Genomic DNA, 14,122 nt, shown 5'->3' with positions numbered 1-14,122 from the left:
CGCGGCAGCGCGGCAGGTCCTTATATGACTTCGAACCGCAGACGATTCAACCGTGCCAGGGGCGCTCCTCCGCCTCACGCAAGAGCGGCTTTTCCAGACCGATGAATTCGACGTCGCGGTCGAGCCTTTGCGAATAGGCAGTCGAAAGCCATTTCACCCGATAGCCTGCGTGCTGAAAGAAGCCGACCGCGGCCGCATTCTGCGAATGGGTTTTCACGCTCGCCACTTCGAAGCCGTCGGCGGCAATCCGCCGCTCGACGTCGGCGAGCAGGGCAGAGCCGAGACCCCTGCCCTGGGCGCGCGGATCGATCCACAGATCGGAGATGACGCCGTCCAATTCCTCGCGCGCGGCCCAACCGCAGATGCGGTTCTCGTCCTCGACGAGGAGGACGGTCAGCCAGTGGCTCGCCAGGAAATCGTCGAAGGCGCGTTTTGCCGGGGCGCGCATGGCTGCGACGTCGCCGATGCCGGCAGTCGCCTTCTCCCAGGCGCTTAACCCGACTTCGCAGAGAAGGCCAATTTCATTCTGGCGCGCGTGGCGAATCACAACCATGATGCGGAACCCTTTTCCGCTTCATTACATCATGTCTCCCGCGGCTTGAAGATCGGCGGCCAGGAGCCGGTTACCACCACTTGGCCGGGGTGAAACGACCCGCGGCCTGCTCGATGACGTGGGCGGTCTTGAAGAGCGTTTCTTCTTCAAATGGTTTGCCGATCACTTGCAGACCAAGCGGCAGTCCCTTGTGGTCGAGCCCGCCCGGCACCGCGATGCCCGGCAGCCCGGCCATGTTGACCGTCACCGTGAAGATATCGTTCAGATACATCTTGACCGGATCGGCGGCGAGATCCTCGTCGGCGATACCAAAGGCGGAGGACGGCGTCGCAGGGGTCAGGATGGCGTCGACGCCCGCCTGGAAGGCGAGTTCGAAGTCGCGCTTGATCAGGGTGCGGACCTTCTGTGCGCGCAGGTAATAGGCGTCGTAATAGCCGGCCGACAGCACATAGGTGCCGATCATGATGCGGCGCTTGACTTCCCGACCGAAGCCCGCGGCGCGCGTCTTCTCATACATGTCGACGATGTCCTTGCCGTCGACGCGCAGCCCATAGCGCACGCCGTCGTAGCGCGCGAGGTTCGAGGAAGCCTCCGCCGGCGCGACGATATAATAGGCCGGCAGCGCGTACTGCGTGTGCGGCAGCGAGATGTCGACGATCTCGGCGCCGGCGTCCTTCAGCCAGGCGATACCCTGCTGCCAGAGCGCTTCGATCTCCTCCGGCATGCCCTCGACGCGGTACTCCTTCGGAATGCCGATCTTCATGCCTTTGATCGATTGGCCGACCGACGCTTCGTAATCGGGAACCGGCAGGTCGACGGAGGTCGTGTCCTTGGGATCGACGCTTGCCATCGACTTCAGGAGGATCGCAGCGTCGCGCACGTCGCGCGCGATCGGGCCGGCTTGGTCCAGCGACGACGCGAAGGCGACGATGCCGAAGCGCGAGCACCGACCATAGGTCGGCTTGATGCCGACGGTGCCCGTGAAGGCTGCCGGCTGGCGGATGGAGCCGCCCGTGTCGGTAGCCGTCGCCCCGGCACAGAGATGCGCGGCGACCGCGGCCGCCGAGCCGCCGGAGGAGCCGCCGGGCACGAGATCGAGGTTGGAACCTTTGGCGCGCCAGGGATTCTTGACCGGACCGTAATAGGAACTCTCGTTCGACGAACCCATGGCGAACTCGTCCATGTTGAGCTTGCCAAGCATGACGGCGCCATCGTTCCAAAGGTTCTGGGTGACGGTCGATTCATAGCGCGGCTTGAAGCCGTCGAGAATGTGGCTGCAGGCCTGGGTGTGGACGCCTTCGGTCGCGAAGAGATCCTTGATGCCAAGCGGGATACCCTCAAGCGCCCCGGCCTGGCCGGCAGCGATACGGGCGTCGGAAGCCCTGGCCATCTCTCGCGCCTTTTCCGGCGTCACGTCGACATAGGCATTGATGGTTTCGTTGGCCGCCTCGATCGCGGCGATATAGGCATCCGTCAGTTCAACCGCAGTAATTTCCCTGGCGGAGAGTTTCGCGCGGGCTTCGGCGATCGTGAGGCTCGTGAGATCGGTCATGGTGCAATCGGACTTTCGCAATTCAGGACGTCGGGACGGGAGGGGCGCGTTATTCGACTACCTTCGGGACGAGGAAGAAATCGCGGTCCGAATTCGGCGCGTTGGCAACGACGTCGGCCGCCTTGTCGCCATCCATGACGATGTCTTCCCGCTTCTTCATCTGCATCGGCGTGACCGACGTCATCGGCTCGACGCCGTCGACATTCACCTCGGAAAGCTGCTCGACGAAGCCGAGGATACCGTTGAGTTCGCCCGTCATCCGTTCGGCTTCCTCTTCGCTGACGGCGATGCGGGCGAGGCGCGCGACGCGCTTCACGGTGGCAAGGTCTACGGACATGATCGTCTCCGGTCTCTCAATATTTCCCCCGCTATAAAGACGAGTTCAATGCTGCGCAACGGGGGAATGTCGCCGAACCGGTTCGCTTCCGTCAGACCGAGACGACGCCGCCGACCTCAGGCGTTGCGACGAGCGTCGAAGCGCCGTCCATGCCGGTGACGAAGGTTTCCGGCGTCCGGTCGATGATCGGAAAAGAGCCGTAGTGACAGGGAATGGCGGTGTGGAACTTGAAATAGCGCTGGCAGGCAAGTGCCGCCACCGCACCGCCCATGGTGAAGCGGTCGCCGATCGGCACGATGCCGATAACCGGCTCATGTAATTCCTGGACGAGTTCCATGTCGGAGAAAATATCCGTGTCGCCCATGTGATAAAGCGTCGGCTCTTCCTCGAAATGAAGTACGAGGCCGTTGGCGTTGCCGAGCGAGTGGGACACTCCGTCCTCGGTGATCTGCGCCGACGAATGCAGCGCGTTGACGAAGGTTGCGGAAAAGCCGCCGAGATGAATCGTGCCGCCGGTGTTGCCCGGCTCCAGCTTCTCGAGGCCCTGACGGCCGAGCCACATGCAGAGATCGTAGTTCGCGACGACGGTGGCGCCGGTCTCCTGGGCGATCGCCACCGTATCGCCGACGTGATCGCCATGGCCGTGAGTGAGCAGGATATGCGTCAGTCCCGCGGTTGCCGCCTTGCGCTCGCTGTCGCGGAACGCCGGATTGCCCGTAAAGAACGGATCCATCAGGATTTTCGCCTTCGCGGTCTCGATGTGGAAGGCGGAGTGACCCAGCCATTTGATCTTCATGACGCTCTCCTCCGGTCACGACGGCTCGCGAATCCGAGCCAAACCATAAACGTGATCGCTTTCTCTGTCAGACAAGCATATGGATCAACCCGACCCAGTGAAAAGATCGAATCGACGAATCCCATGGCTATTCTCACCATCGAAGAGTTGGCGACCCGGCTGCCGCCGTATCAGGCCATCGCCGGGCTCGATCTCGGCACCAAGACTATCGGCGTTTCCGTTTCCGATCTCGGGCGACGCCTCGCGAGCCCGCGCGAGGTGATCCGGCGCGTCAAGTTCGGCATCGATGCGCAGGCGCTGCTGGCGCTGGCGGCGAAAGAAAAGATCGCCGCCTTCGTCATCGGCCTGCCGGTCAACATGGACGGCAGCGAAGGGCCGCGCTGCCAGGCAACGCGCGCCTTCGTGCGCAATATGGGCGAAAGGACGGATATTCCTTTCGTGCTCTGGGACGAGCGGCTTTCGACGGTCGCGGCCGAACGGGCCCTGATCGAGATGGATGTATCGCGGAAGAAGCGTGCCGAGCGGATCGACTCGGCTGCCGCCTCCTTCATCCTTCAGGGTGCGCTCGACAGATTGGCCTTGCTCCCGAAAGACGGAGCGTCCGCCGGCTGATGATGCGCCGCCGGCGTGCCGTAGCGGCGCCGGTACCAGGCCATGATCTGCCGGCGCTTGCGGAGAGCCACGAGGGCGAACAGGACGATTGTGTCGACGATCATCGCCCGCGCGACGAGCGGCGGGATCGTCTCGGGCGGAATCCCGAGAACATGGCCATAGACCCGGAACACCAGGTCGTGCGCGTCGCGCGTCAGCATGAAGATACCGAAGCTCATATCGTAATAGGAAAGCCCGTACCAGCCGGTCAGAAGCACCACCGGACCGCCCCAGAACATCAGAAGCCACTTCATGCGCCCCTCCCTTCGGCCAATCCGCTGAGGAGCGGATAGATCGCCCGGTCGGCCAGAACGACGGCGACGAGAGCGGCCGCCAACGAGGCTATATCGAGCGCCAGCCCGGCAAAAAACATCATCATGATGATCAACAGGCCAGTTCTCACCGAACCGCTCCGTTCCGAATGCATTGAACTCCAGGCCACTATCCCAGCGTCCGGCCGCTCGGCGCAACGTAAACCATTTGTTAAGGTTAATATTCACAGGCAATCCGCGCCTTGCGAGGCACCATCCGGCGCTTTATGGGTAGCACCTACCCCTTGACAGGCCGGCCATGACCATCATCTTCGAAAGCATCCTGCCCATCTTCCTGCTCGTGCTCCTCGGCGTCTGGCTGCGGCGCTCGAACCTTGTCGATCAGGGCATGTGGGCCGGACTCGAGCAGTTCGGCTACTACTTTCTCTTCCCCGCCCTGCTCTTCTCGACATTGGCGAAGGCGGATTTTACCGGGATGAAGGCCGATGCGACGGCCGTCGCCACCATCGGCAGCGTCACGCTGATGTCCTTGGCGCTTCTTTTCACCTGGCCGTTTCTGAGGGCGCGCGAAATCTCCGGCGCCACCTTCACCTCGATCTTCCAGACGGCCACCCGCTGGAACGGTTTCATGGCGCTCGCCATCGCCCAGAAGCTTTACGGCGCGATCGGCCTAAGCCTGACGGCACTGGTCATGACGCTGGTCATCATCCCGATCAACTTCTACAATGTCGCCGTGCTCGTCTGGTTCAACGGCCGCAGCCGCGGGCTCGGGTTCTTCTTCTTCAAGATCCTCACCAATCCGCTGATCCTGTCGTCGGCGGCCGGCATCCTGGTGAACCTCGCCGATATCCCGATCTATGCGCCGGCGATGACGGCGATCGACATGCTGGCCACCGCTTCGCTCAGCCTCGGCCTGATCATGGTAGGCGCCGGACTGAAGATCGCCGACGCGATGAAGCCGAGCGCCCCTGCTCTCCTTGCGGTCACGCTCAAGCTCATCGTCATGCCGGCGTTCATGGTGGGTGCCGGCGTCCTGCTCGGCATCCGGGGCGACGCCTTGCTCGTCATCGCGATCGGTGCAGCCGTGCCGACGGCGATGAATGGCTATCTCCTGGCAAAGCAGATGGGGGGAGACGCGGAGCTTTACGCGGCCGTCGCCACGGTCCAGACGGCCGCGTCCTTCTTCACGATACCGCTGGTGCTCGCGATCACCGGCTATGTCGCGGCCGGGTAGAGCAGATCGAGGATGTAAGAGGAGTCGAAGCGCGAATCGAGCATGCCGTAGGTCGAGCGCCAGCCGGCAGCGAGCCGCGACTCGAGAAACGCGTCGGCGATCCGCCCGGCGCCGAGCCGGTAGAGTTCCGCCGCCGCCGCGGCGAGCGCCAGCTGCTCGACCAGCATGCGGGCAGCCCCCTCGTCGCGCTCGCAGAGCGACATGGCGGCGCGCAGCACCTCGATCGTCTTGCGGCCGGCAGGGCCGAGATCGCGGCTGAAGACGCCGAAAAGCTGCTCGAACAGCTCCTTGCGGCGCCCGAGCACCCGAAGCACGTCGAGCGCCATCACGTTGCCGGAGCCTTCCCAAATCGCGTTGACCGGCGCTTCGCGATAGTGGCGGGCGAGCGAACGCTCCTCCACATAGCCGTTGCCGCCCAGGCACTCCATCGCCTCGTAGATCAGTGCGGGAGCGATCTTGCATGACCAGTATTTTGCGACCGGCGTCATGATCCGTGCATAGGCGGCGTCCTCGGCGCTGCCATGCGCCTTGTCGAAGGCGTCGGCGAGGCGGAACGACAGCGCGCTCGCGGCCGCGACATCGAGCGCCATATCGGCGAGCACCCGGGTCATGATCGGTTGGCTGACGAGCGCCTTGCCGAACACCTTGCGGCCGCGGGTGTGATGCACCGCTTCGGCAAGCGAGGCGCGCATCATGCCGGCGGAAGCGAGCGCACAGTCGAGCCGCGTCAGCGTCACCATATCGAGGATCGTGCGGATGCCGGCATCCGGCGCTCCGAGCAGGAAGCCGAACGTGTCCGAGAACTCGACCTCGGAGGAGGCGTTGGAGCGGTTGCCGAGCTTGTCCTTGAGGCGCTGGAAGCGCAAGCCGTTGGCCGAACCATCCTCGAGCAGCCTCGGTACCAGGAAGCAGCCAAGGCCGTCGCGGGATTGCGCCAGCATCACGAAGGCATCGCTCATCGGCGCGGACATGAACCACTTGTGGCCATTGAGCCGATAAATTCCCTCGCCGACCCGTTCGGCAGTGGACGTGTTAGCGCGCACATCCGTACCGCCCTGCTTCTCCGTCATGCCCATGCCGATGGTAACGGCGGATTTCTGCATCCATGGCCGATTGGACGAGTCGTATTTGCGCGACAGGATCTTCGGCGCCCATTCCTTCTGGACGGCGGGCGAGGCGGTGATCGCGGCAACGGACGCGCTGGTCATCGTCAGCGGACAGAGATGGCCGCATTCGAGCTGCGCCGTCAGATAGAAGCGGATCGCCCTCACCTTGTGCGAGCGGCCGCGCTCGTCGGGCAGGCTCTCCCAGGCGGAGGAATGCAAGCCCGTCGCCATCGACCGGCGCATCAGCGCGTGCCAGGCCGGGTGGAACTCGACCACGTCGAGGCGTTCGCCGCGCGGCCCATGGGTCTTCAGCTTCGGCGCGCCCTCATTCGCCATGCGCGCCAGCTCCTGCGCCTCGGGCGAAGTCACATGGCGGCCGAGCGCGTCGAAGTCGTCGCGCAGCGTCTTAGGCATGCCCGAGGTGAGATCGACCATCAAGGGATCGGATCGATAGGCATTGACGCCGGACCAGGGCTTCGGCTGGTTCAGTTCCGCAAGTTTCTGTTCGGTCCGGCTCATCTGATTCATGAGCCGGTTCTAGCGCAAGTTTCGCGGGTGCGAAACAGGCCTGCAGAAAGAAGGCGTGGCCCCGACAAGTTTTCTCGAGAAGAGCTGGCGCGCCGCTTGCCGCATCCCGGACCACGTTCTATAGAGCGGGCCAAATCCCAGCATGCAAGGGCGGCCCATGATCACTTTCCCGCATCGCCACCTGCTCGGCATCAAGGGGCTGACGGAACAGGACATCACGCTCCTGCTCGATCGCGCCGACGAAGCCGTGAAAATCTCCCGCCAGAGGGAGAAGAAGACTTCCACCCTCCGCGGACTGACGCAGATCAATCTTTTCTTCGAGGCTTCGACCCGAACGCAATCCTCCTTCGAACTCGCGGGTAAGCGGCTCGGCGCCGACGTCATGAACATGTCCGTCGGCAACTCCTCCGTGAAGAAGGGCGAGACGCTGATCGACACGGCGATGACCTTGAATGCCATGCATCCCGACGTGCTCGTGGTGCGCCATTCATCGGCGGGCGCCGCGGCCCTGCTGGCGCAGAAGGTCTCCTGCTCCGTCGTCAACGCCGGCGACGGCCAGCACGAGCACCCGACGCAGGCGCTGCTCGATGCACTGACGATCCGCCGCGCCAGGGGTACACTCGCCAGGATCATCGTGGCGATCTGCGGCGACGTTCTGCATTCACGCGTCGCCCGCTCGAACATCCTGCTGTTGAACCAGATGGGGGCGCGCGTGCGCGTGGTGGCGCCGGCGACATTGCTTCCCGCAGGGATCGAGCAGATGGGCGTGGAGGTCTACCACTCCATGGCCGAGGGCCTGAAGGATGCCGACGTGGTCATGATGTTGAGATTGCAGCGCGAGCGCATGGCCGGTTCCTTCGTGCCTTCGGTGCGGGAGTACTTCCATTATTACGGTCTCGATGCGGAGAAGCTGAAAGCCGCCAAGGAGGATGCGCTCGTCATGCACCCTGGCCCGATGAACCGCGGCGTCGAGATCGCCTCGGACATCGCCGACGGGCCCCAGAGCGTCATCGAGCAGCAGGTGGAAATGGGCGTCGCCGTGCGCATGGCCGTGATGGAGACGCTCCTTCTTTCCCAGGGGCTTTCCCAGAACCAGGGGCCGCGCCCATGACCAGACCACTCGTTCTGCAGAATCTGCGCATCATCGATCCCTCGCGAAATCTTGATGAAACCGGCACCCTCATCGTCGGTGGCGACGGCCGCATCCTCGCGGCCGGGAAGGATGCACAGAACCAGGGCGCCCCGGCCGGTGCCTTCGTCAAGGACTGCGCCGGCCTCGTCGCCGTGCCCGGCCTCGTCGATGCACGCGTCTTCGTCGGCGAACCGGGCAGCGAACACCGCGAGACGATCGAATCGGCCGCGCGCGCGGCGGCGAGCGGCGGGGTCACGTCCTTCATCGCCATGCCCGACACCGATCCGGTCATCGATGACATCGCGCTTGTCGAATTCGTGCAGAAGGCCGCCCGCGACAAGGCGCTCGTCAACGTCCATCCGTCCGCCGCGCTTACGAAGGGCCTGCTCGGCGAAGAGATGACCGAACTCGGACTGCTCAAGCATGCGGGCGCGGTCTGCTTCACCAACGGCCGGAAGCCGGTCCACGATACGCTCGTGCTTCGCCGCGCCATGACCTACGCGCGCGAGATCGGGACCGTGATCGCGCTCGAGGCCCGCGACAAATATCTCGGCGCCAACGGCGTCATGAACGAAGGGCTGCTCGCGAGCTGGCTCGGCCTTCCGGGCATTCCGCGCGAGGCCGAGATCATTCCGCTCGAGCGCGACCTGCGCATTGCCGGACTGACGCGGGCCGCCTACCACGCCGCCAAGATTTCCGTTCCGGAATCGGCAGAGGCCATCCGGATGGCGCGGCAGCGCGGGGCAAACGTCACCTGCGGCATCTCCATCAACCACCTGACGCTGAACGAGAACGACATCGGCGAGTACCGGACATTCTTCAAGCTATCGCCGCCCTTGCGCGGCGAAGACGACCGCATGGCGATGGTCGAGGCGCTGGCGGACGGCACGGTCGACATCATCGTCTCGTCCCACGACCCGCAGGACGTCGACACCAAGCGGCTTCCCTTTGCGGATGCCGCCGATGGTGCGGTCGGCCTCGAGACGCTCGCGGCCGCGGCACTCCGCCTCTACCACAGCGGTCAGGTGCCGCTGATGCGGCTGATCGATGCGCTGTCCACCCGACCGGCGGCGATCTTCGGCCTCGAAGCGGGCACGCTGAAGCCCGGGGCGAAGGCCGACTTCGCCATACTCGACCTCGACGAGCCCTGGGTTCTCTACAAGGAAGCGCTGGTCTCCCGCTCCAAGAACACGCCTTTCGAAAATGCGCGCTTTACCGGGCGGGTCGTGCAGACCTATGTTGCGGGCAAGCTCGTACACGCGGTGTGAGAGCAAGCGGTTAAGCGGGGGACAACCGGTGGACATTCTTTCCTGGCAGTTGGGGCTGCCTACAACACTCCTGTGCCTGGCTTTCGGCTATCTCCTGGGATCGATCCCGTTCGGCCTCATCCTGACCCGCATTGCGGGGCTCGGCGATGTCCGCAAGATCGGCTCCGGCAATATCGGCGCAACGAATGTGCTGAGAACAGGCAACAGGAAACTTGCCGCTGCAACGCTTCTGCTCGATGCGCTGAAGGGTACCGCGGCAGCGGCGATCGCCTCCTATTGGGGAGCCGAAGCGGGGATCGCTGCCGGATTTGCCGCCTTTCTCGGGCACCTCTTCCCGGTGTGGCTTTCCTTCAAGGGCGGCAAGGGGGTCGCCACCTATATCGGCGTGCTGCTCGGTCTCGCGCCCATCATGATGCTTGCTTTCGCTGTGATCTGGCTCGCGGTGGCAAGGATCACGCGTTACTCCTCGCTCTCGGCGCTCGTCGCGACCGCCATCATTCCGGTGGTGCTCTACGCAACGGGATCTGAAAAGGTCGCACTGCTCTTTGCCGCAATGACCGTCATCAGTTGGATCAAGCATCGGGCCAACATCCAGCGGCTCCTGAGCGGCACGGAAAGCCGGATCGGAGAAAAGGGATAATGCGGAACGGCAGCGCTCGACCACCCGGAATCGCGCTGACGGAACGGCAGAAGATCGCCTGGCTACGGCTGATCCGCAGTGACAATGTCGGCCCTGCGACGTTTCGGGACCTGATCAATCATTTCGGCTCCGCCGAGGCCGCTCTCGAGGCGCTGCCGGAGCTTTCCCGCCGTGGCGGCGCTGGCCGGCCGATCCGCGTGGCCTCGCTCGCCGATGCGGAACGCGAACTCGAAGCGGCGCATCGTTTCGGTGCCGTCTTCATCGGCATCGGCGAGCCCCACTATCCGCAGGCTCTCAAGGAGATCGATGGAGCTCCCCCGCTCTTGGCCGTCAAGGGCAATCCAATGGTGGCGACCCGCCCCTCGCTCGGCATCGTCGGCTCCCGCAATGCCTCCGTCAGCGGCGTCAAATTCGCGGCGATGATCGCCCGCGAGGCCGGGGCTGCCGGTTACATCGTAACCTCCGGCCTCGCCCGCGGCATCGACACCGCCGCCCATCGTGCGAGCGTCGAGACCGGCACGATTGCGGCGCTTGCAGGCGGTCTCGACCGGCCCTACCCGCCGGAGAATATCGGGCTGTTGCAGGAAATCACCTCCGGGGCGGGTCTCGCGATCAGCGAAATGCCCTTCGGCTGGGAGCCGCGCGCCCGCGACTTCCCGCGGCGCAACCGCCTCATCGCCGGCGTCAGCCTCGGCATCGCCATCATCGAAGCCGCCAACCGTTCCGGCTCGCTGATCACCGCCCGCTACGCCGCCGATTTTGGCCGACTCGTCTTTGCGGTGCCGGGCTCTCCGCTCGATCCGCGCTGCCACGGCACGAACGACCTCCTGAAGCAGGGGGCGACCGTGACCACTTCTCCTGCCGACGTCCTCGAGGGCTTGGCCCCGCTCAGCCGCGACGACCTTTTTTCGCGCCTGGACATGAAGGAGCCCTCGATCGAGGAGAGGCCGATCGCTCCGGCGGCATCGACGGCGAAGAGCGCACCGGGCGACAGCGACCGCGCCCGGATCGTCGAGGCACTCGGGCCAACGCCGGTCGAGATCGACGACGTCATCCGGCATACGGGGCTTTCCGCCTCCGAAGTCTATCTCGTGCTTCTGGAGTTGGACCTTGCCGGCCAGCTCTGCCGCCATGGTGCCAATCTGGTCTCGCTCGTCTCTGTCGAATAGGGTCGAGGCATCCGCCTGGCAAGGCCGACGCACCGATCAGACCTATGAGTTGGACAACGTTTAGTTGATAGATTTCGGCACTTGCCACTTGATTGCGAGCGACCGGGATACCGCTATTTTGATATAACCCCTTGACCGCGCCTGAATCCCTGTCCATTTCGTGGCGTCGAAGTTCGGCGCATAAGGGCTTGCGCCTTGCCATAAGAGTTGTGTCAGAGAATGACGATGAATGTTGTAGTGGTGGAATCGCCTTCCAAGGCCAAGACGATCAACAAGTACCTGGGCCCCGGCTATAAGGTGCTTGCTTCGTTCGGCCATGTGCGGGACCTGCCGGCCAAGGACGGTTCGGTGCGACCGGACGAGGACTTCGAGATGTCGTGGGAAGTCGATGGCGCCTCGGCCAAGCGGATGAAAGACATTGCCGACGCCGTGAAGTCGTCCGACGGCCTGATCCTGGCGACCGACCCGGATCGCGAGGGTGAAGCGATTTCCTGGCACGTGCTCGACCTTCTCAAGAAGAAGAAGGTCATCGGCGACAAGCCGGTCAAGCGCGTCGTCTTCAATGCGATCACCAAGAAAGCGGTGCTCGACGCGATGGCGGATCCGCGCGACATCGACATCTCGCTGGTCGACGCCTATCTCGCCCGCCGCGCCCTCGATTATCTCGTCGGCTTCAACCTTTCGCCGGTTCTCTGGCGCAAGCTTCCGGGCGCCCGTTCGGCCGGCCGCGTGCAGTCGGTGGCGCTGCGCCTCGTCTGCGATCGCGAGGCGGAGATCGAGCGCTTTGTGACGGAGGAGTACTGGAATATCTCCGCCCTCCTGAAGACGCCGCGCGGCGACGAATTCGAGGCGCGGCTGGTGTCGGCCGACGGCAAGCGGTTCCAGCCGAAGGCGATCGGCAATGCGGAAGAGGCCAACCGGCTGAAGGCGCTGCTCGACGGCGCCAGCTATGTGGTTGAAAGCGTCGAGGCGAAGCCGGTCAAGCGCAATCCGGCCCCGCCCTTCACCACATCGACGCTGCAACAGGCCGCCTCCTCCAAGCTCGGCTTCTCGGCGTCGCGCACCATGCAGGTGGCGCAGAAGCTCTATGAGGGCGTCGACATCGGCGGCGAGACCGTCGGTCTCATCACCTATATGCGTACCGACGGCGTGCAAATGGCGCCGGAGGCGATCGATGCGGCGCGCCGGGCGATCGGCAGCCAGTTCGGCGACCGCTACCTGCCGGAAAAGCCCCGCTTCTATTCGACAAAGGCCAAGAACGCTCAGGAAGCACACGAGGCGATTCGCCCGACGGATTTCTACCGCACGCCCGAGCAGGTTCGCCGTTTTCTCGACGGCGACATGCTGAAGCTCTACGACCTCGTCTGGAAGCGCGGCATCGCCAGCCAGATGGCCTCGGCCGAGATCGAGCGGACGACCGCCGAGATCACGGCTGACAATGGCGGCAAGAGGGCCGGCCTCAGGGCGACCGGCTCGGTCATCCGCTTCGACGGCTTCATCGCCGCCTATACGGACATGAAGGAAGACGGCGAGCAGGCGGAGGATGGTGAAGACGGTGGCCGCCTGCCGGAGATCAACGCCCGCGAGAGCCTCGCCAAGCAGAAGATCGATGCCAGCCAGCACTTCACCGAGCCGCCGCCGCGCTATTCGGAAGCAACGCTGATCAAGAAGATGGAGGAGCTCGGCATCGGGCGCCCCTCGACCTATGCCGCGACGGTCACGACGATCGTCGACCGCGACTATGTGGCGATCGACAAGCGCAAACTGGTGCCGCAGGCGAAAGGCCGGTTGGTCACGGCCTTCCTCGAGAGCTTCTTCACCCGCTACGTGGAATATGATTTCACCGCGTCGCTCGAAGAAAAGCTCGACCAGATTTCCGCCGGCGAACTCAACTGGAAGGACGTCCTGCGCGAATTCTGGAATGATTTCTTCTCGCAGGTCGAGGACACCAAGGAACTGCGCGTCACCAATGTGCTCGATGCGCTCAACGAGGAACTGGCACCGCTCGTCTTCCCGAAGCGCGAAGACGGCGGCGATCCGCGTATCTGCCAGGTCTGCGGCACCGGCAAGCTGTCGCTGAAGCTCGGCAAATACGGTGCCTTCGTCGGTTGCTCCAACTATCCGGAGTGCAACTACACCCGCCAGCTCTCGTCCGAAAGCAACGGCGAGGCGGAAGCGGCTGTATCGAACGAGCCGCAGAGCCTTGGAAAGGATCCGCATACCGGCGAGGAAATAACGCTGCGCAGCGGCCGCTTCGGTCCCTACGTGCAGCGAGGCGACGGCAAGGATGCGAAACGTGCCAGCCTACCGAAGGGCTGGACGCCAGCCACGATCGATCACGAAAAGGCGCTCGCCCTCCTCTCGCTGCCCCGCGATATCGGCGCGCACCCGGAATCGGGAAAGATGATCTCCACCGGGATCGGCCGCTACGGACCCTTCGTGCTCCATGACGGCACCTACGCCAACTTGGAATCTGTCGAGGACGTCTTCTCGATCGGCCTCAACCGCGCCGTCTCGGTACTGGCGGACAAGCAGTCGAAGGGCGCAGGAGCGCGCGGGCGCACCGCAGCGGCTCTCAAGGACCTTGGGGAACATCCCGAGGGCGGCGCGATTACGGTGCGCGACGGACGCTTTGGTCCCTACGTCAACTGGGGCAAGGTGAACGCCACCCTGCCGAGGGGCAAGGATCCGCAGTCGGTCACCGCAGAAGAGGCACTTGCCCTGATTGCCGAGCGCGCCGCCAAGGGTGGCGGAACGAAGGGCAAGACGTCCAGGAGCAAGGCATCGGCCGCAGGGGCGAAGAGCGCCGGCTCGAAGGCGGCAAAGCCCAAGTCCGGCGCCAAGGCGAAAACCAGGACGGCCGCCACGGCCAAGAAGGACTGAA

14 protein-coding genes are annotated in these 14,122 nt (G+C 64.2%); 7 read left to right on the top strand and 7 right to left on the bottom strand.

Translation table 11 applies throughout. The annotated features are described in order from the left end of the window. Nucleotides 1-46 precede the first annotated feature (46 nt). The 4 genes from AC4P1R_RS04730 to AC4P1R_RS04715 all read right to left on the bottom strand — a co-directional run bounded on the left by AC4P1R_RS04730 (nt 47) and on the right by AC4P1R_RS04715 (nt 3,238). Complete coding sequence (locus AC4P1R_RS04730; protein WP_151611119.1) at nt 47-553, bottom strand: GNAT family N-acetyltransferase; 507 nt, start codon at nt 551-553, stop codon at nt 47-49. 70 nt (nt 554-623) lie between these two features. Then, nucleotides 624-2,105, bottom strand: a complete 1,482-nt coding sequence (gene gatA / locus AC4P1R_RS04725; protein WP_069460781.1) for an Asp-tRNA(Asn)/Glu-tRNA(Gln) amidotransferase subunit GatA — start codon at nt 2,103-2,105, stop codon at nt 624-626. Between the two features lie 49 nt (nt 2,106-2,154). Further along, nucleotides 2,155-2,442 (bottom strand): Asp-tRNA(Asn)/Glu-tRNA(Gln) amidotransferase subunit GatC, encoded by a 288-nt coding sequence (gene gatC, locus AC4P1R_RS04720; RefSeq protein WP_034854016.1) that lies wholly within the window; start codon nt 2,440-2,442, stop codon nt 2,155-2,157. 91 nt (nt 2,443-2,533) lie between these two features. After that, nucleotides 2,534-3,238 carry a metal-dependent hydrolase gene (locus AC4P1R_RS04715; RefSeq protein WP_069460780.1) on the bottom strand — a complete coding sequence of 235 codons (705 nt, stop codon included), beginning with the start codon at nt 3,236-3,238 and terminating at the stop codon, nt 2,534-2,536. Nucleotides 3,239-3,361: 123 nt separating this feature from the next. On the opposite strand from AC4P1R_RS04715, the gene ruvX reads away from it, so the two are divergent. Next, nucleotides 3,362-3,850, top strand: coding sequence for a Holliday junction resolvase RuvX (ruvX, locus tag AC4P1R_RS04710; RefSeq protein ID WP_069460779.1), 489 nt, complete (start codon nt 3,362-3,364; stop codon nt 3,848-3,850). On the opposite strand, the gene AC4P1R_RS04705 is transcribed toward ruvX, so the two are convergent. Further along, nucleotides 3,793-4,143, bottom strand: coding sequence for a DUF6105 family protein (locus AC4P1R_RS04705; protein WP_069460778.1), 351 nt, complete (start codon nt 4,141-4,143; stop codon nt 3,793-3,795). The two genes, ruvX and AC4P1R_RS04705, sit on opposite strands and share 58 nt — an antisense overlap. After that, nucleotides 4,140-4,292: a hypothetical protein gene (locus tag AC4P1R_RS04700; RefSeq protein ID WP_106407952.1), complete on the bottom strand. Its 153-nt coding sequence runs from the start codon at nt 4,290-4,292 to the stop codon at nt 4,140-4,142. The genes AC4P1R_RS04705 and AC4P1R_RS04700 overlap by 4 nt, the downstream gene beginning before the upstream one ends. Nucleotides 4,293-4,459: 167 nt before the next feature. Between AC4P1R_RS04700 and AC4P1R_RS04695 the strand changes: the two genes are divergently transcribed. Beyond that, on the top strand, nt 4,460-5,395 hold the full coding sequence (locus AC4P1R_RS04695) for an AEC family transporter (protein ID WP_069460777.1): 936 nt from the start codon (nt 4,460-4,462) through the stop codon (nt 5,393-5,395). On the opposite strand, the gene AC4P1R_RS04690 is transcribed toward AC4P1R_RS04695, so the two are convergent. Continuing rightward, nucleotides 5,377-7,029, bottom strand: a complete 1,653-nt coding sequence (locus AC4P1R_RS04690; RefSeq protein ID WP_069460776.1) for an acyl-CoA dehydrogenase family protein — start codon at nt 7,027-7,029, stop codon at nt 5,377-5,379. The genes AC4P1R_RS04695 and AC4P1R_RS04690 overlap by 19 nt on opposite strands. 157 nt (nt 7,030-7,186) lie before the next feature. On the opposite strand from AC4P1R_RS04690, the gene AC4P1R_RS04685 reads away from it, so the two are divergent. The 5 genes from AC4P1R_RS04685 (at nt 7,187) to topA (ending at nt 14,121) form a co-directional block, all read left to right on the top strand. Beyond that, nucleotides 7,187-8,140 (top strand): aspartate carbamoyltransferase catalytic subunit, encoded by a 954-nt coding sequence (locus AC4P1R_RS04685; RefSeq protein WP_069460775.1) that lies wholly within the window; start codon nt 7,187-7,189, stop codon nt 8,138-8,140. Next, nucleotides 8,137-9,429 (top strand): dihydroorotase, encoded by a 1,293-nt coding sequence (locus AC4P1R_RS04680; protein WP_069460774.1) that lies wholly within the window; start codon nt 8,137-8,139, stop codon nt 9,427-9,429. Before AC4P1R_RS04685 ends, AC4P1R_RS04680 begins: the two co-directional genes overlap by 4 nt. 28 nt (nt 9,430-9,457) lie before the next feature. Further along, nucleotides 9,458-10,069 (top strand): glycerol-3-phosphate 1-O-acyltransferase PlsY, encoded by a 612-nt coding sequence (gene plsY, locus AC4P1R_RS04675; protein ID WP_492177462.1) that lies wholly within the window; start codon nt 9,458-9,460, stop codon nt 10,067-10,069. Continuing rightward, on the top strand, nt 10,069-11,238 hold the full coding sequence (dprA, locus tag AC4P1R_RS04670) for a DNA-processing protein DprA (RefSeq protein ID WP_069460772.1): 1,170 nt from the start codon (nt 10,069-10,071) through the stop codon (nt 11,236-11,238). The genes plsY and dprA overlap by 1 nt, the downstream gene beginning before the upstream one ends. Nucleotides 11,239-11,463: 225 nt before the next feature. Next, entirely contained in the window at nt 11,464-14,121 is a 2,658-nt protein-coding gene (gene topA, locus AC4P1R_RS04665) for a type I DNA topoisomerase (RefSeq protein WP_069460860.1), read from the top strand. The last annotated feature ends 1 nt before the right edge of the window (nt 14,122 follow it).

The sequence above is a fragment of the Sinorhizobium sp. Y406 genome, from assembly GCF_058732025.1.
The sequence above is the reverse complement of the archived record's forward strand: the minus strand, read 5'-3'. Positions and strand labels throughout refer to the sequence as shown.